Annotated in this window: 8 protein-coding genes and 1 pseudogene; 6 read left to right on the top strand and 3 right to left on the bottom strand. The window is 60.2% G+C overall.

Annotation, left to right across the window (positions count from 1 at the left end; genetic code table 11):
- The coding region (locus tag SGJ19_02715) for a PKD domain-containing protein (protein ID MDZ4779144.1) at positions 1-6,251 on the bottom strand (6,251 nt) is incomplete at its 3' end.
- A gap of 420 nt (positions 6,252-6,671) precedes the next feature.
- Between SGJ19_02715 and SGJ19_02710 the strand changes: the two genes are divergently transcribed.
- On the top strand, positions 6,672-6,914 hold the full coding sequence (locus SGJ19_02710) for a hypothetical protein (GenBank protein MDZ4779143.1): 243 nt from the start codon (positions 6,672-6,674) through the stop codon (positions 6,912-6,914).
- Between the two features lie 1,286 nt (positions 6,915-8,200).
- Here SGJ19_02710 and SGJ19_02705 read toward each other — a convergent pair.
- Positions 8,201-9,091: a dienelactone hydrolase family protein gene (locus SGJ19_02705; protein MDZ4779142.1), complete on the bottom strand. Its 891-nt coding sequence runs from the start codon at positions 9,089-9,091 to the stop codon at positions 8,201-8,203.
- Positions 9,092-9,421: 330 nt separating this feature from the next.
- On the opposite strand from SGJ19_02705, the pseudogene SGJ19_02700 reads away from it, so the two are divergent.
- From SGJ19_02700 to SGJ19_02685, 4 genes and pseudogenes are all read left to right on the top strand, one after another.
- A pseudogene (locus SGJ19_02700) lies at positions 9,422-9,750 on the top strand (transposase).
- 183 nt (positions 9,751-9,933) lie between these two features.
- Positions 9,934-10,164 carry a hypothetical protein gene (locus SGJ19_02695; GenBank protein ID MDZ4779141.1) on the top strand — a complete coding sequence of 77 codons (231 nt, stop codon included), beginning with the start codon at positions 9,934-9,936 and terminating at the stop codon, positions 10,162-10,164.
- Positions 10,165-10,711: 547 nt separating this feature from the next.
- A complete protein-coding gene (locus SGJ19_02690) occupies positions 10,712-15,871 on the top strand; it encodes a protein kinase (GenBank protein ID MDZ4779140.1) in 5,160 nt (1,719 codons plus the stop codon).
- On the top strand, positions 15,871-17,310 hold the full coding sequence (locus SGJ19_02685) for a sulfatase-like hydrolase/transferase (protein MDZ4779139.1): 1,440 nt from the start codon (positions 15,871-15,873) through the stop codon (positions 17,308-17,310). The genes SGJ19_02690 and SGJ19_02685 overlap by 1 nt, the downstream gene beginning before the upstream one ends.
- A 260-nt stretch (positions 17,311-17,570) precedes the next feature.
- Here the strand turns inward: SGJ19_02685 and SGJ19_02680 are convergent, their stop codons facing one another.
- Positions 17,571-17,861 (bottom strand): helix-turn-helix transcriptional regulator, encoded by a 291-nt coding sequence (locus SGJ19_02680; GenBank protein ID MDZ4779138.1) that lies wholly within the window; start codon positions 17,859-17,861, stop codon positions 17,571-17,573.
- 43 nt (positions 17,862-17,904) lie between these two features.
- Between SGJ19_02680 and SGJ19_02675 the strand changes: the two genes are divergently transcribed.
- Complete coding sequence (locus SGJ19_02675) at positions 17,905-18,543, top strand: AAA family ATPase (GenBank protein MDZ4779137.1); 639 nt, start codon at positions 17,905-17,907, stop codon at positions 18,541-18,543.
- Positions 18,544-18,591: the final 48 nt, after the last annotated feature.

Raw genomic sequence — 18,591 nt, 5'->3', positions numbered from 1 at the left:
TTCAAATCGACGATGTAGTCCCCGTTCGAGTCTCCTGGAATCGGGCGAAGAATGTCGACGGTGAAGTCGTCGATGGTGGCCGTAAAGGGATGCGGGTTGCGAGCGTTGGCGACGAGCACGCCGGCGTAAAGCTGCGTCAAGTCATTCAACCAGGGAAGCTCTTGACCGGGTAGGGCTCCATTCTCCACCGGATCACTCAAATTGTTCCACGACAGCGTCCAGACTCCGTTCGTCCGCGCCAGCTTCAACTCCAGGTCGTCGCCATTGTCGAATGCGCCAGGCGCCGAAAACACATTCACATCGCCGGCGCCCACATTCGTCGTGAAAACGAAGCTGTTGGAATTGACGATGCCGGCCCGCAGGGTCGTGCCGGCGTCCGGGGCGATATAAATCGTGATCTGATCCGATGCGTTCGGCAATTGCACGTTGCGCAGGACCACCGACACTTGAACGTCGATGCCGCGAATATCGTCGAGCACGACGCCGAGCGCTTCGAGCTGCGGCAAGTTCAACGCCCCGTTGATGTCCGCCTGGGTCGAGCGAATCCGTAGCCTGCCGCCCGCCCCGGGCTCCAAGTCCAGGTTCGGGTCGTTCGCCGGCAGCGCGCCGCCCGTGCCGGGCAAACGGTGCGTGAATCCGGTTCCGACGCCGTCCTTTTCGGCGATCGTGCCAGCGACGGGCGCATTGAACGAGAGATCCACCGCGCCCAGACCTGTTTCGCCGAAGTTATTGCGGACGTTGTTCAGGTCCACGACATTCACGGCACAATCGTCGTTCGTATCGCCAGGCAGGTCGCAGGCGGCGACCTCGAGGGCGATCTGCGCCATGCCCGCGCCGCCATCGTCGTCCGTGCCCGTGAGCGTGAACAGGTGAATGCCTTGTTGCAGCGGCGTGAACGTAAATTCCTCGCCCGCGCCGGCACCCACGGTCTCCCCGTTGCGCGTCACGAGCCAGGCGAGCTCATGCGTATCGAGCACGCCGACATCGCTCACCAGCGCCTGGAGCGTGAACGGTTGGCCCAGCGTGACCACGATCGGTATCGCCGTGATGGCCACCGACGGCGCGACATTGTTCACGGTCACCGCGGCGTCCGCTTGCCCGACACCGTCATCGTCGTCGGTCACGGTGACGGAAATCGGAAACACATCAGAGGGCGTGCCGGAGGGATCGTCGTCAAGGTATTGGTGCGCGGCGGTGAAAGTGTGCGGTGTGGTCAACACGAAGTTGTCGAAACTGTGGCCTGGATTGTATGCGTCAACAAGAGCGACTCGCCCTGACTGGAAGGCGTCAGTCACAAGCGTAGACTGCAACACTCCATCGATGAAAGCTCGGTACGTGTCACCAGCAACTTCCACCTTAACTCTCGCGTTGGATTCGTGTGGAATAAAAAGATTCGATACACGGTTCAGATACCCTGGTGGCGTAGGCACGCCATCGACGAAGACGTGCCAATAGAGATCGCGGCCAGCCTGCGGATTTGGTGAACCATCCCAGCAACCATCACCGCCGATCACCAATACGACGCCGTTCGTTGAACTCGTGCTCCGCAAGAATACGCCCCCATCGCAAATGTCATTTACATCGAACTCGACAACGAAGTCGGCGAATTCAAAAGGAAGGCTTGTGTATGGAAGAGGTTGATTTCCGCGTGGAACACCAGCATTGTACACACTAGCATCGACGAACCAGTCGCCCGATTCGTTCTGCCAAAGGGGCGATGGCCCGCTCTCAAAGTTGTCTTCAAACTGAATTCCGGTTCCCTCAACTTCGGTGCTCGTGCCATCACCCCAGTCGACCGTGATCATGTGCGAATCGAGCCTCCCCAAGTCGGAAATGACCCCGGTCAACGTCACCATGCCGCCTTCAGCGACCGTGCCGGGCGTCACTTGCAGGTCGACGATCTCCGGCGGCGCGTTGCTGATTTGAATCTCGCGTTGAGCCGTTACGCTGCCCTCATCGTCATCACTGATCGTCACCGCGGCCAGGTAAGGTTCACCGTGGTTGTCGTCCAAATACATGTGCTGCGCCGCGAACGACCGATCGCCGATTGGCAATTCGAGCACTGCGGATTTTCCATCCCCCCAATCAATCGTCACCGTATGACTGTCCAACGCCCCGGGGTCGTCGAAGCGGCCGGTCAGCGTGACCTCGCTTCCTTCCAGATACGCCTCCAGCGGGTCCAGTTGCAGGTTCGATGGCGCGACGTTGCGCACCGTGATCGTGGTTTGGGCGGCGCCGACGCCGTTGTCGTCGTCGTTGATTGTGAGGTTGATCGGGTATTGGTCCGCGGGCGTGCCGGACGGGTTGTCGTCCCGATAGGTATGCGTGGCCGTGAAGGTGCGCGAGGCGGTGTTGAGCGGGGCAAGCGTGGCCACGCCATCCCCCCAGCCAATCAGCACGGTGTGTGTATCGAGCGCCCCGGCGTCGGCATAACTTCCGGACAGCGTGACGGTCCCTCCCTCGTCGATGGTTGCCGCGGAGAGTTGCAACCCGAACAACGACGGTGCAACGTTTTGCACCGTGACCGAAGTTTGTGAGGCTGTCACGCCGCCATCATCGTCCGTCACTGTGACAGTGATTGTGGGCTGGGACGTCGGTTCCTCGTCGCCGTAAACATGAGTGGCCGCGAAGGTCCGCGTCGCGGAGTTGACGGTAGCCGCGGAGGCCGTACCGTCGCCCCAGCCGATTAGGATCGAATGTGTATCCAGCAATCCGGGGTCCGTGAACGAACCGGTGAGTGTCAGCGTGGCTCCCTCGGAAATGGTGCTCGCGCTACGATTGAGTTCGCTGATGGAGGGAGTGGAATTGTTGACCGTGATCGACGTGCTGACCGGTGCGCTGGTCGCACCGTCGCCGGACACAGTGACAGTGATCGGGTACTGATCGGACGACGTGCCGGTCGGATTGTCATCTGCATAGCGGTGCTCCAGCAAGAATGTCCGCGCACCGAGTGGCAGATCAATCGTCGCGATGGTGCCATCGCCCCAATTGACGATGACCTGCTGGGTGTCCAGCAGGCCGGGATCAACGAAACTTCCTGTCAACGTGGCGACACTCCCTTCGGCTACGCTCGGCGGTTGGCCAAGTGTTACGCTGCTCGGTGCCACGTCCAGGATCGTGAGCACGCCGACATTTTCGGTCGAAGCACCAGCGCTATCGGTGACGCGCAAGCGTACTGATCGCTGGCCATCGTTAGCAATGCCCAGGGCGTTCAGCTGGGCCCACGTTAGCACGGGCGACACTCCCGCCACATCGCCGAACACTCCGTCGCCGTTCACGTCCCAAGAGTAAGCCAGCGTCTGGCCGGCGTCGGGGTCGAAACTCGCCGAGCCGTCCAGCGTCAGGGAATCGCCTTCGTCGATGGCGTACTCGCCCGCGACGGCCGTCGGCGGCGTGTTGACGAACGCCTGGTAGCGTTGCGCGGAAATGCCCTGCCCTGAGCCATCCTGCAAAAAGCTCATCCAAGCAATGATAAAGTCGCCGTCCTGATCGACGGCCAGATTGGCGTTTACCTGATTGCCGGTGGTGCGCGTGTTGACCAGAAACTCGCCGGTTTGTGGCGCGCCATTCCAGGCGTAGCGCCGGGCATAGACGCCCCACAGGCCGCCGTCTTGCACCAAACTTTGCCACGTGACGACGAGGTCGCCGTCGGCGTCCATACCCACGGTTGGGTTCGACTGCGAATTGGCAGTCGTCGTGTTCACCTGGATGTTCGACCCGAGCGGGACGCCGGAGGCCGTAAATCGCTGCAGGAACACGGCGTCGGATGAACCATCCGCCAGGGAGTCTTGCCAGACAATGGCGAAGTCTCCGTCGGCCGACATCGCGACGGCGGAACTTTTCTGATCGCCGGCCGTGGCGGTGTTGACTCGGAATTCGCCCCCGAGGGGCACTCCGACGGCGGTGAATCTGCGGGCATAGACGCCATACCCGCTCCCGTCCTGAATGTTGCTCGACCAGGTGATCACGAAATCGCCGTCCGTGTCGACGGCCACGTGCGGCAGTCGTTGCGAGCCGGTGGTGAAGGTGTTGGCTCTGGTTTCGTCGCCAAGTTTGACGCCGTCCGCCGCAAATCGCTGATAGTAGACGCCGGGTTCGTTGCCATCCTGGCCGATGCTTTCCCAAGCGACGACGAAGTTTCCGGAGTCGTCCATCGACACGCTCGAACGAGTCTGCGAGTTCTGCGTCGTCGTGTTGACGCGAAATTCACTTCCGTTGGGAGCGCCATCGGCCGCATAGCGTTGGGCGTAAACGCCCTCGCCGCTGCCGTCTTGCAGCGCACTCGTCCAACTCACCACAAAATTTCCTGACGGCGACACCGCCACCGTGGGCAGGCGTTGATCTCCACTGGTGAAGGTGTTGACGCGAAACTCATTGCCCAGCGGCACGCCCGCGGCGTCGAACCGCTGCCCATAAATTCCCTGCGCGCTCCCATCTTGTCCGGCGCTGTTCCAGACGACCACGAAATTGCCAAATGCATCCGCGCCCACGGCGCCCGGCGCTGACGGTGCGAAGAACTGATCGCCCGTAGCGAAGGTATTGACGCGGAACTCGTTCCCAGCGGCGATCGGTAGCGCTACGCGGAAAGATCGCTCGAACGCGTCTCCCCCCACTCCATTGAAGTTGCCATCCAGAGCAAATCCGGCGGCGCTGTGGATCGACGGTTCCGCGCGCAATTCGTAGTTTCCCTCGGCGAGCGGAGCGGCGAGAACGATGAACGCTTCGTAGCGATTGTCCGAGGAATCGAACTCGAACGTCACGGAACTGATCTGCGCGCTCACGTCGACGCCGTTGCGGGAGAGTCGCCAGTTTGACTTGTTGGTAACGCTGTCGCCGCCGGTGCCCGTGCGCATTGACGTACTGAATGGCACAATCAAAATCGCCGACTGCTGCACCAGCCGTTCTCCCTCGGCGACCGCATGATCGTCTGCCAATGGGTAGACCCCCGTGACCTGGGGATGGGAAAAACCCTGTGGCTGCGTATAGCGCTGCGCGTAGATGCCGTAGCCGTCGCCGTCTTGCGTTAGGCTGCTCCAGGCGACGACGAAATCGCCGTCGTCGTCCATCGCGACCACGGGGTAAACTTGCCAATTCGCGGTCGTCGTATTCACCAACTGCTCAGCGCCAATACGCGCGCCCGTGGCGTCGAAGGACTGCAAATAGACGCCCCAATCGCTGCCGTCCTGCCCGAAACTGGACCACGCGATGGCAAAGTCGCCGTCTTGATCCATGGCGATGGACGGGAAGCGCTGATCGCTGCCTGTCGTGGTATTGACGCGGAACTCGTCGCCCAATGGCGAGCCGTTGGCGGCGAAGCGCCGGGCGTAGATCTCGCGTGGGACGATCGCCCCAGCGCTATCCCCCAGCAGTTGGTTGTACCAGGTGACGACGAAATTGCCGGCGGCGTCCATCGCCACCGTGGCGCGAATCTGCTGTCCCGTGGCGAATTGATTGACCTGCAATTCGCCCGTCAGCGGCGTCCCGTCGGCGGCAAAGATGCGCGCGAAGACGCCATCGGAGTCGCCGTCCTGCCCACGGCTCCGCCACACGACGACAAACTGGCCCGCTCCATTGCGCGCCACCGAGGCCTGGCGTTGGAGATCCACGGTCGTCGTGTTGACTTGAAACGACGGTCCCAGCGCCACGCCGTCAGCGTCGAACAGCCGGGCGCGGATGTTCGACGCCGGATCCGCCCCGCCAGCTGGATCGAGCTCGCTCCAGGCCAAGAGTGTGTTTCCCAGCGCGTCCATCGCCGCGACGCTTAATCGCTGCGACGCAAGATTTTCCGGACTGACCAGGAACTCCTCCCCCTGCGGCGCGCCGGCGGCATGGTAGCGACGCGCGTAGACGCCTAGATTGACCGTGTCGTTTACCAAGGCGCTCCACGTAATCACAAAGTCGCCGTCCGGATCCATCGCGACGGTCGCAAATTGCTGATTGTTCAACGACGAGGTGTTGACCTGAAATTCCGCCCCCGCCGGCGTACCGTTCGCGGCGAACCGCTGCGCGAAGACGCCCCAACCGCTGCCGTCCTGCGCTTGACTCGACCACGTGACAACAAAGTCGCCATCCGCATCCATCGCCGCAGCTTCCGGCGTCGGCTCCCAGAACCGCTGATCGCCGTTCGTCGTCGTGTTGACGCGGAATTCACCGCCGGCCTTGGTGGGAGGAGAGATGGGCGGCGGGGCGACGGAGAAGTTTAAACGAAAATACTCGCCCGCTTCACCATCCCGATCCCCATCCAATTTCACACCTGCGATGCTCGTTGCGGAGTCGCGCAGAATCAATTCGTAACTACCCGCTGGAATTCTTTCGTTGAACGTAAGGACAGCTTCAAATCGACTGCTAGATGTATTAAACTCGAACGCAATGTCGTCAATTTCAATGTCGGCGTCGTAGTCTCGCGGAAAATTGGCGATCCAACCCTCAACGGACCTTTCGTCAGATTTCGCAGTACCGACGATTGTCACGTTATCGCCTACAGCCGAAATACCGTACGCGGCAGAGATTCTACGTCCCTGCATGTCAGCTCCGAGCCTCGTGAGCAGTGCCTCGAGATCAACCATCCCATGCTGATCGTCCCAAATGAATGCCTTACTATGGCCGTTGTCGACGACACTGCTACCGACGGCCAAGTTGCCGTCGTCTGACAGTGCCCATGCGCAGCTATCATGAGTTCCGCCAAGAAACTCTCCGATTTGCGTAAAGCCGCGATCCTCATTCCAAACATATGCTTCGCGGCCATCAGACGTATACGCACAGCCAACAACAACCCGACCGTCGCCGGAAACGTCAAATGCCTCACTGTAGGTCTGATTCGGGAAAACGGGATCGAGAATAGTCGCACCTTCGGCTTGGCTCCAACGAAACGCCTCCGAATCGACCTGGCCAACGACGGTGCTCCCGTCACTTGACACGCCATAAGCAATGCTGTTTTGGGCGAACAACTGGGTCATGCCAGTCGATTCAGACCACATAAATGCCTGTTGGGAAGTCGCTGCGTCGAACACACTGTGACCAACGATAACACGTCCATCCCCAGATACCGCTTGCGCAAGCCCAAAACGTGCATCAATGATTTGCAAAGTGTCGTTCCGCCAGAACGCCGGTCGGAACCCGGGCACATACCCAACAACGGTTGTCGCATCTGCAGAGATGTCACTTGCTGTGTCGAGAGGAACAGCTCGAAACCCGGATTCCCGCGACCATTGCAGCGCTGTGGCCGATCCGACGCGACCGCGGCCAACTGCTGTCCCGTTGTCAGACACGCCGAGCAAGAGCTGTGAATAGTCACCTGATTCGTGTTCGATCGATGGAGCAAAGGTAGCGACAACATCGTCATTGAGTCGCTTTAGCCTCCAGTTTTCCACATTCGTGATACTTGTAATTGCGCCGTCACCACCGGCTGACATGGGTTCGCTGAGCGAAATGACCAACTGATTCGGCCTGAATGCTAGAACTTCAGAGTCGTGAATTGGCACTGTCGCACCTTCGTCTGCGTAGACGCCGGTGACGGTCGCCGCGCTCAGCACCTGCCGCTCCTCCAATGCCTCCAACCGCAGCATGCGGCCAAAAGCGTAGCTGCGAGGATTCCCGCCGGAACGACAGGGCGACTTCTTCCCTTGCTTCCCAAATCGAAACGGATCCAGTCGGCGTGCGCGTGACATGGCAGTGATCTCCTATGGTCAATAGCGGCTGGGCGCGAGGTGGGAGAGCGCGAAATCGGGCGATTTGCAGATTGACGGCGCACTTGGGTGGGGGGCCGTGTTGTATAACACGGGACACTGTGCAAAACAACAAATAATCGGCCTTAGACCACTGGCGGGGGTGAACTTTCAGCTTCCTCGAGTTTTCAGGACAGTACGTCCTGTATGACGTGTCTCGGACGCCGATAGACCGTCCGTGTCCAAACTCGATTTGTCGCCCGTGTCCCTCCCACCGCGGATGTCGACGTCGCCTACTCTCGGTACGCGTCGCCGGATCGGCATGGGTGTCGGAGTGTTACTTTGAGAGGGGTGAACGTCCGTTCGCCTTCTCCTCGGGGTCTGACATGATTCGCACGCGGGTTTCAGTCTACCGGAAATACAACAGCAGCGCCGGAACCTAAATTGGACCTGTTTTCGGCTGCTCGACATGAGTGCGCGGCGGTCTGCGCTGCCACCTTAAGCCGACAAGCCTCGCCGCAAAGTCGAAATTGCGCTCAACTCAAGTTCTTCTCGAAAAACTCGATCGTGCGGTCCCAAGCGAGCATTGCCGCGGCCTCGTCGTAGCGTGGCGTGGTGTCGTTGTGGAAGCCGTGGTTTGCTCCGGCGTAGATGAAGGCCTCGTACTTCACGTTCGCCGCTTTGAGCGCGGCCTCGAAATCCGGCCACCCTTGATTGATTCGCTGATCCAGTTCGGCGTAGTGGATCAAGAGTGGCGCCTTGATCTTGGGAACATCCTCGACCTTGGGTTGGCGGCCGTAAAACGGCACCGCCGCTGACACCACGTCGGGAATTCGTACAGCGAGCTCGTTGACCATGCCACCGCCAAAGCAGAAGCCAACGGCGCCAACTTTGCCAGTGGACAATGGATGCTTTTGCAGAGTGCGCGCGGCCGCCATGAAATCCTCGATCATCTCGGCTTCTTTGCGCTGCGATTGGAGCTGCCGGCCGTCGTCGTCATTGCCCGGATAGCCGCCCAGTGGCGTCAATGCGTCAGGCGCGAACGCCAAGAAGCCAGCCACCGCCAGTCGACGTGCCACATCTTCGATGTAGGGATTGAGGCCACGGTTTTCATGGATCACCAACACGGCCGGAAACCTCTCGGCGCCCTCGCGCGGACGAGCCAACAAACCGCGAATAGATCCACCGCCTTGCGGTGAATCATAGGCCAGCGTCTCGGTGCGAATACGGGAATCATCTTTGGCGACCTGTTGAGCCCAAGCGTAGTTCGGCATCAAGCTCGACAGCACCGCCTCCACGGCCACTCCGGCGGCCACGATCGCACTCACCCGCTGGGCGAATTCCCGCCGGGCAATGCGGCCGTGGGCAAAATCGTCGTACAGGTCGAGGACGCGTTGATCGAAGTCAGTGGCCGATTTGCGTTCCATGGCAGTGATCTTTTATGAAGGGTACTTGGTACTAGTGAGCACTCCGCACCTTTCGACCAATCCACGCTGGAGTTGAATCTAACCAGTCGAACATCCACTGCCAAGAACGGCGCAGCGAATCTTAGCCTGCGAACGATTCAGTAGTCATCCGTGGACTTGACATGACCTTCTCGTTCAGCACTAGCTACCGGTGCAGTACCATCGTGATCAATGCCCTACCCACGCTGGCCGGTCATTAGCTAGGTTCGCATCTTGACGTGCCCCCTTCATACGAGTGCGCGCTGGGAGCAAGAATATCGGTGTGTGGACACAATCGAAGGAGGACGATCGATTCCACGACGGAAGACATTTTCAGCGGAGCAGATCATCGGCAACCTGCATGAGGCGGAGGTGGAACTGGCGGGAGGCAGAAAGGTTCCTGAGGCGGCGAAGAAGATCGGTGTTACGGAACAGACGTACTGCCAAGGGAAGCAGGAGTACGGTGGCCTGCGCGTCGATCAGGCGAAGCGTCTGAAGGACTTAGAGAAGGAGAATGCGCGGCAGAAGCGTTTGTTGGCCGAGGCCGAGCTCGACAAGGCGATCTCGCGCGAGGCCGCCTCGGGAAACTCCTAAGCCCGGCGAAGCGACGCCAAGTGGTCGAGCAGGTGCGTGCCTCGCTCGACCACCTCATGTACCTTACCAACCTCGAAACTCTTGTATTCACAAAAAGCGAGTGACCGACGTAGTCATCGTCGACCTAATTAAGCTTCCAAAGCTGAAATCAGTCCATCTGAGCGATTGCCGACTGTCTGACGAATTGATTCTGCGACTGGGCAACGAAGATCCACACTGGATCGTGAGCTATGTACGGTAAAGTGAGCGTCAATCGGCGATTGGAGTTCCACTTCGAGGAAGAGGTGGCTTTCTCGCCAATTCTAGGGGAGGGCATGCTTGCTCATGGCGAATACACATTTCGTGCGCAAATTTGGGACGAGTTCGGCTACTTCGGAGCCCAGTGGGTGCGTATAAGGCGCTCAAACTGCTTTTCCACCGGCTTCGCGATTGTCTCGGTGCTCCTTGCCGGCGTTGCGTGACGGCGTGGGATACTCCAGCCACGACCGTCCTAGACCAGCGACCAGAACTTTTGGGAACTCCCACCATGCAACGCCTTTACGTTTGCGCCGATTGTGGTCAGGAGTTCCCCATCGAGCTCTCTCAGGAAGAATGCGAAACTTGCCTCGCCGCGGAGCGCAGCGACCGCTGCCCAGGTTGCGGTCAGACCGTCGGACACTCAACGATCAAGTGCCAACATTGCGGGCAGCCTTTCGTCGTCACCGTCCCGCACCGGCATGTCCGCTGCGATCTGGTGCCAGCGACCGTTGCCCGCATTGCGCGGGTGACTATTCCGAAATCTGCACTTGCTAAGCCCACGCATTCTGGCCGTGGTTTCCCGTCACATGCGCGTCGCGCCTCGCTGCCAAATCAACCGTGCGCCGCCTGGCATTTCTGGCCACCGTGCATATTCGCACGTGGTACGCGACAGGCGATGGCGTATTTCCGTGGCAAGGTGAGCGAACGCTGGCAGCCGCCCCAGCGCTGTGAGACAATGTCCCTGGTCGAATAAGACACCAGGGCGGCGCCATGGCGACAAGCGAAAACCAAGACACGAGCGGCGAGCAACGACTCGATCAGATCGTGGCGGCGTACCTGGAGGACCGTGAGCAAGGCGCGGCGCCAGACCCTGAAGCCTGGATCAACGCCCATCCGGAGTTCGGTGCGGAACTGCGCGAGTTCCTGAGCAATTGGGACGGCGTGTCGGCACTTGGGAAAGAGTTGTTGTCGCCGCCTGCGATGGTTCCGACGTCGCTTGTTGGTGCGCCCACGCTGACTGAATTGGGCGACTTTCGTATCCTCCGCGAACTCGGCCGCGGCGGGATGGGCATTGTCTACGAGGCGGAGCAAGTCTCGCTCCATCGCCGCGTGGCGTTAAAGGTGCTGCCCCAGGCGTCGTTGCTCGACGAACGGCTGCTGCGCCGCTTTCGGCATGAAGCCGCAGCGGTTGCCAGTTTGCATCACCCGAGTATTGTGCCGATTTACGCCGTCGGCGCCGAGCGTGGGATCAACTTCTTCGCGATGCAGTTGATCGAGGGGGGCAACGTCGCGCAAGTCATTGCCGAACGCCGCGCGCGGGCCACGCCGCAGCCATCGTCGGCAGGCATCGCCGACGACGCATTGCCCGGATCAACGACTCCATCGCGCCGTTCAACGCATGTGGCATCGACCGTTGCCCAAGCGGAGAGCACGTTGACTTCCGTAACAGGACGCAAGTACTACCGCGCGATCGCACGACTGGGAATCGAGGTAGCGGAGGCTCTCGATTGCGCACACCAGTGCGGCGTGATTCACCGCGATATCAAACCTTCTAACTTATTGCTGGGCAAAGATGGTCACGTCTGGGTCTCGGACTTCGGCCTGGCATTGACTCAGGACAACGCAACGCTCACGACCACGGGCGGACTTGTGGGCACGATGCCGTACATGAGTCCGGAACAGGCCTCGGGCAATCGTGCGGCGATCGATCATCGATCGGACGTCTACGGACTCGGCATGACGTTGTATGAGTTAGTGGCTCTACGCACCGCCTTTGTGGCGGACGACCGACAGGGATTGTTGCGCCAGATTCTGGAAGTGGAACCGCCGTCGCCGCGCCGCTTCGACAAACGAATTCCCACGGACTTAGAAACAATCCTGCTATCGGCGATCGCGAAGAACCCCACGGATCGGTACGCCTCGGCGAAAGACCTGGCGGATGATTTGCGGCGATTCCTCGAGTTGCAACCGATTCGGAAGCTCCGCATCGGCGGCTGGGGGCGATTCACCCGTTGGTGCCGTCGCAGTCCGGTTGTGGCAGGACTCTCGGCCGCGACGCTGTTGATCTTGGTTGCCGCTACGGCGATTTCGGCCTCTTTGGCCGTGGCCTGGCGCAACAAGTCGCTTGAAGCGGAAGACAGTCGTCGCGAGGCACTTGCGCGCCAAGAGGCCTTGGAGAACGGCGTTTACAACCTGCAGCTCTCGAAAATCGCCAATGCCGTCACCACCGATCTGGCGGCCGCGGAGCGGATGTTGGAAGACTCGGAACGGTGCCCCGTCCGGCTGCGCGATTTTGCGTGGGGCCACCTGCAACAGCTATGCCAACGCGACCGACTCACGTTGCGCGGGCATGTTGGTGAGGTCTTTCAAATCGCGTGCTCGATCGATGGGCGTACGCTTCTCTCCTGCGGTCACGACGGTTCCGTGCGACTTTGGGATACCACGAATGGCGAGGAACTTCATCGTTTTCGCGGGCACATCGGGCCGGTGCGAACGGTGGCCTTTTCACCCACCGATCCCACGCTCGCGGTCTCCGGCGGCGACGATGGCTACGTGCGCTTTTGGGATTTGAAATTACGGGAACCCTTCGGAGCGCTGGAGGATCACTCGGGGGCCGTGCGCTGCATAACGTTCTCGTCCGACGGATCGCTGCTTGCGGCCGTCGGAGAAGATTGCGTGGCACGGGTTTATTCACTGCCAGATCGCCGACTTCTCCGACAACGCAAGCCGCCGCACACCGTGGGCGCCATGGCGTGCCAGTTCTCGCCAGACGGCAAGCTTTTGGCCTTAGGGGGGCGTTGGGGCACGGGACGACACTGGGAATGGGATTCCGATACGTTGTTGAAGTACCGCTTCTCAAGCTTGTGGGGTATCACGCGGTTGACCTTCACCGACGCGGGACAGCATGTGATCGCGACCTCGCTCAAGGGCAGCGGGCCTGTCCGCTACATCGTACCAAGCTTTAAGCCAGATGAAACGTGGAGCGTGAGTTCTAAGTATGCGGCCAATTGTCATGCGCTCTCGAACGACGGCACGCTACTGGCTACTTGCGGCGACGAGAAGATTGTCCGCATTGTCGATGTTGCATCCGGTGAAATCCGGCTTCAGTTTCCGTTGCATCAGGAACGAGAGGCCAGCAGACTCGAGTTTTCCCCGGACGCTCAGCGATTGTTCGTAAGTTCTTATGACGGCACGATCAAGATCTGGGACCTCGCGACGACGAGTGATAACAGCGATATTCAACTCCTGCAAATCTCTCGCGACGGTCGGCGGAGTGTGGTGCGTGGCAAACAAGGCACGCTGGAAGTGCGCGATGCCCGGGATCAACGTGTGATTTCCCAGCTTTCGCTCGATGCCAAGGCGGAGGTGCTCCACGTCGAATTCGATCCGGACGCCACGCGATGTATGACGGCATTGGCCGATAGCAGCATCAAAGTATGGAACGTCGCCGATGGTGCGCTGTTACATGACCTCAGTGGCCATCAAGATCGGGTGCGCAAGGCGAGGTTTTCACCGGATGGGACGACCATTGCCTCGGCCGGACGCGATCACACCATCCGAATTTGGGATGTCGCCACGGGTACGCTGCGGCGGACGCTGCGAGGGCACGAAAATCGCGTCTGGGATCTGGTCTTCATTCAGGATGGACGCTCGTTAGTTTCCACGTCCGAAGACGGCACAGTGCGCGTGTGGTCGCTGACCAGTGAGGCTCCCGCTAAGGTGTTGGCTCGCGACAAACAGTCCTGTCGCTGTATCGCCATATCTCCGGACGGCTTACGACTGGCGTTGGGACACGAGGAGCCTGGCAACGACATCGAAATCTGGAATCCAAGCACTTGGACGCTACTGGACGAGGCGCACGGCCATGCGGATGGCATCTTAGCGATCGACTTCTCAGCGGATGGTCGCACGCTCGCGTCGGTTTCGCTGGACCACACCGTTCGGCTGTGGGATCCGCTCACCGGCGAACCGCGGATGGTGCTTAGCGAAACAGCGGGCGAAGACGACGTGCTACGGTTTACCTCGGATGGTCGCCAACTTCACGGAATGAGTGTTGGCGATCACTGGATCACCTGGTCAGCACAGGCGAGCCGCTTGGATAGTCGCTTGAACGAATCCCTCGATCATGTCCTCGCGACGTGTTGGTCCCCCGACGTAAGTCACTGGGGCGCCCTTGTTGCAGATGCCAAGCTTGAAGTTCGCAAAGTCGGCGACGATGCGCCGCTATGGGAGTGCTCGCTGACGACGGACGCGACGACCGCATTCGCGGTGAGCCCCGGCGGGCAGAACGTCGCGATTGGTTCAGAAGACGGTCGGCTGCGTTTGGCGCATCAACAAGGCGACGTACTTAACTTGTCGCTGGCGACCGTCGTCCGTGGTCTTGCCTTTGATCTCGCCGGCGAGATGCTCGCTGGCGGCGGCGATGATGGCGTCGTCCGCTGCTGGAACGTCTCCGATGGAGCTCTGGTTCGTGAGATTCGCGATGCCGGTGGGCGCATCCTTGCAGTGGCCTTTACGCGTGACGGTCAACGAATCGCTTATGCTGGCGACGATCGCATCGTGAGAACGAAGCTGATCCACGATAAGTCGAGCGCCGGTCAATTGCGCGGGGCCGCAGCGCCCATTCTGGCGCTCGCCTATTCGGAGGACGGTCAGAGCCTGGCGGCGGGCTGCTCGGATGGAAGCGTGTACGTCTGGGATAACTTTAGTTCGCGCCCGCGTCGGGTCGTTGACGCCTGCGAGTTTGCCTGCCGCTGCTTAAGTTTCTCGCCATCAGGCGAGCGACTTGCGGCGGTCGATCAATCTGGTTCGACGACGTTGACTGATCTGCGCGATGGCCACGTGCAGGCGGCAATTCGCGGCGACATCAATACGTCCACGACGGCATTTGACGAGCATGGAGAGCACCTTTGGGTGACGCGCATCTCGCCGCTCGCCACTCTCGAAAAATGGAACGCTCGCGTGGGAGAACCGATTGCGCAACTCAGCGGACACAGGAAAGGCGTCACGAATCTCACGTTCTCGCCGAACGGGAGTTTGCTGGCAAGTTGCTCGCACGATCGTTCGGCGATTCTGTGGGACGTCGAAGCGCGCCAGCTGCGCGGTCGCATTCGACCCGCTGATGCCGACGTGCTGAGCATCGCGTTTGATCGGCGCAGCAAATGGCTCGTGATGACGGATTCGAAGGATCGACTGACGGTGTGGGATGTCACCAGCCTCTCGCAAATCGCCATGTGGCAGGATCCGGAGAAGAGCCGCACCAATCTTGCCGTTTCACCCTCGGAGGACATTGCCTGTACAGGCGGTGGTTCCGTCGTACGTGTGCATGACCTCAACCACCTCGGCGAACCACGCAGCTTTCAACTTGAAAAGGCCGGAGGCGTGGGCCGTCTCGCCTTTTCTCGCGATGGCGGCAAGGTCGCCATCGCAGGTTACGGCGGATATACGAACGTATTTGATCCGAAGACTCTGACGGTCATGGCCACGTGGCGCAATCATGCTAATGGCGGCGGGCGAGTCGCTTGGTCTCCCGACGCGAGGCTTGTCGTGACGCCGGCCGATGCCGGCGACCATGCGCTTCAAGTTTGGGACACGACGACACAGCGTGAGCGTCCGATGGACTCGCCTTGGGTGTGGGGGGGCACCGGGGACGTTGAGTTCCTCCGAGATGGAGGCCGGTGCGCCTATTGTCTCCATAACGGACACCGCGATGTCAGAATCGGTGATGTGAACTCTGGCCGCGAGGTCGTCGCATTTGCGCAAACAACAGGCACGGGAAACGGACGCCTCGCAGTTTCTCCCGATGGCAAGCTGCTGGCAACCAACGGACCTGGCGATACGATTTGGCTATTCGATACGGACACGCTGCGCGAGTTGCCCAGGGGCGGTCGCGCGGATGCCGGCTCATCCTTCACCAGAAATGTTCGCTGATGCTTCGCGCACTATTCGCCTTCCTGGCCATTCACTGCGGCCTGCTCACCGAGAATGCGGCGGCTGAGCGCCCTCCTAACATCGTGTTGTTGTTGGCCGACGACCTTTCGTACGAGGCGATCGGCGCCGCCGGCCTGATCGAGATCGAGACACCCCATCTGGATCGCCTGGCAAAACGCGGCACGGCGTTCACGCACGCCTACAACATGGGCTCCTGGAGCGGCGCAGTGTGCGTCGCCAGCCGCGCCATGCTGATTACCGGCCGCAGCCTGTGGAACGCGCGCGAAGTGCATGGGACAATGGACGCCGAGCGGCAGGTGGGACGACTGTGGCCACAGTTGATGCGCAAGGCCGGCTACCAAACCTATTTCACGGGCAAGTGGCACATCCCCGTGGACCCGGCGCAATGCTTTGATGTCGTCAGGCACGTGCGTGGCGCCATGCCGGGAGACGCTCCGGAAGGCTACGGTCGACCCTTGCCCGGCGTGCCGGATTCTTGGGATCCTTCCGATCCTCGCTTTGGCGGCTATTGGGAAGGGGGCAAACATTGGACCGAAGTCGTCAGCGACGAGGCCGTGTCTTTCATCACCGACGCGAGCCGCACTTCGTCGCCCTTCTTTCTATATGCCGCCTTCAACGCTCCGCACGATCCACGGCAGTCGCCGCGCGCCTATGTGGACAAGTACCCGCTCGATCGCATTCAGGTCCCTCGTAACTTTCTGGCCGAATATCCGTTCAAAGACGCCATTGGCTGCGCTGGCACGTTGCGCGACGAAGCGCTCGCCCCGTTTCCTCGCACCGAGTATGCAGTCAAAGTGCATCGTCAAGAATACTACGCCAGTATCAGCCACCTCGATGCGCAGATCGGCCGCATCCTCGCCGCGCTGGAAGCCAGCGGCGAAGCGGAACGCACGTGGATTTTCTTCACCGCGGATCACGGGCTCGCCGTCGGACATCACGGATTGTTCGGCAAACAAAACATGTACGAGCACAGCTTGCGCGTACCATTCTTCGTGGCCGGGCCAGGCGTGCCACGGAACCGTCGACTGGACATGCCCGTTTATCTGCAAGACGTGATGCCCACGACGCTCGCACTTGCTGGGATCGATCAGCCAAAGCACGTATACTTCCACAATTTGTTACCGTTGCTCCATGGCACAACGACAACCTCGCCGTACTCTTCGATCTATGGCGCCTATCTCAACTTGCAGCGTGCGGTCATTCACGATGGCTACAAGCTCATCGTATATCCCAGGGTCCGCCGCACTCGTCTCTACCAGTTAACGAATGATCCGGACGAAATGCACGATCTCGCACTTGATCCTGCGCTGGCGGAGACCCAACGAAGACTATTCGATCGCTTGTTCGCGATGCAGGCGGAACTTGGCGACGGGCTTGATCTCCGGCCAGCGCCACGCCCTCGCGGCGCATTACCTTGACCGGCTAGCTAGAGGCACAGACAGTACCGGCCAACCAACAATCAAAAACCAGTCACCCCTGCCGTTTGACAGGCATGCGGAAATTGAAAAAAATCCGGAAGCGGAACGTGATGTTGGCGTGGCGTGGCATTGGGGGGCGCCGGGGGGCGTCATCCCTGTGTTAGCTCTTGCCGCGTCAGTTCAGTCGACCGAGCACTCATCGCGATCAACTCCGAAACAGTGGTGAAATAGGCCACGAACAACGCCGGATCGAACAACTTCTAACGCCGCGATCGCCGCTCTGGCACTTCGCGCAGTTCCAAGCCGAAGTGCCCGGCCAGCTTCTCAGCAGTCTCCAAGTTCATTGAGCGCTCTTCGCGCATGAACCTCGAGATGATTCCATCCGAGATGCCGACCGCTTGTGCGATCTCCATCTGAGTAGCACCAGAGTTGCGAATCGCTTCACGCAGTTTGTTGGATAGTTGTCCCATACCGATAACGTATGCAATCAGAAATGGCGCGTCAATTACATCGTGACCTTTGACAAGATTGAATTCATGCGTATATTGCAATCACTCTGCCACGCTTCTTGTTCTCTTCACAGGAGCATCTCTCGTGCAACTCCACGAACAGTATCGCCCGCACACTTGGCACGAAGTCGTCGGCCAAGACAAAGTCATCGCCAAGCTCGATGCGCTGAAAGCGCGCCGCCTCACCGGCCGCGCATTTTGGTTGGCAGGAGTTTCGGGTAGTGGCAAGACCACGATCGCGCGCTTGATCGCGCACGAAGTCGCCGATGACTTCGACACGCTCGAAGTCGATGTCGGCGAAGCCTCGGTCTCCTGGCTGCGCGAAGTCGAACGCACCCTAGCGTCACGCGGTCTCACCGGCCGCGGCCGCGCCGTCATCGTCAACGAAGCCCATGGCCTGCGCAAAGATTCCATCCGCGCACTACTCGTGATGCTGGAGCGAGTTCCAGGCCATGTCACTTGGGTCTTCACGACCACGATCGAAGGCCAGTCTTCGCTGTTTGAAGATTGCGACGACGCCTCACCGCTCCTGTCCCGCTGCATCCGCCTGGACCTGGCCCGGCGCGATCTCGCCAAACCGTTCGCCGAGCGCGCCCTGATGATCGCCCAGCGCGAAGGCCTGGACGGCAAACCGCTCGATCAATACATCAAGCTCGCCCAAGCCCACCGCAATAACCTGCGGGCCATGCTGCAAGCCATCGAAGCCGGCGAAATGCTCGGCTAGCTAGAGAAGAGAAAAGGTGCCCCCTCTCGTGCTTCTAACACGAAAAGG

It is taken from the genome of Planctomycetia bacterium (assembly GCA_034440135.1).
In the GTDB taxonomy this organism is placed as follows: domain Bacteria; phylum Planctomycetota; class Planctomycetia; order Pirellulales; family JALHLM01; genus JALHLM01.
Note: the sequence above shows the minus strand (reverse complement) of the source record. Positions and strands in the feature narration are given on the sequence as shown.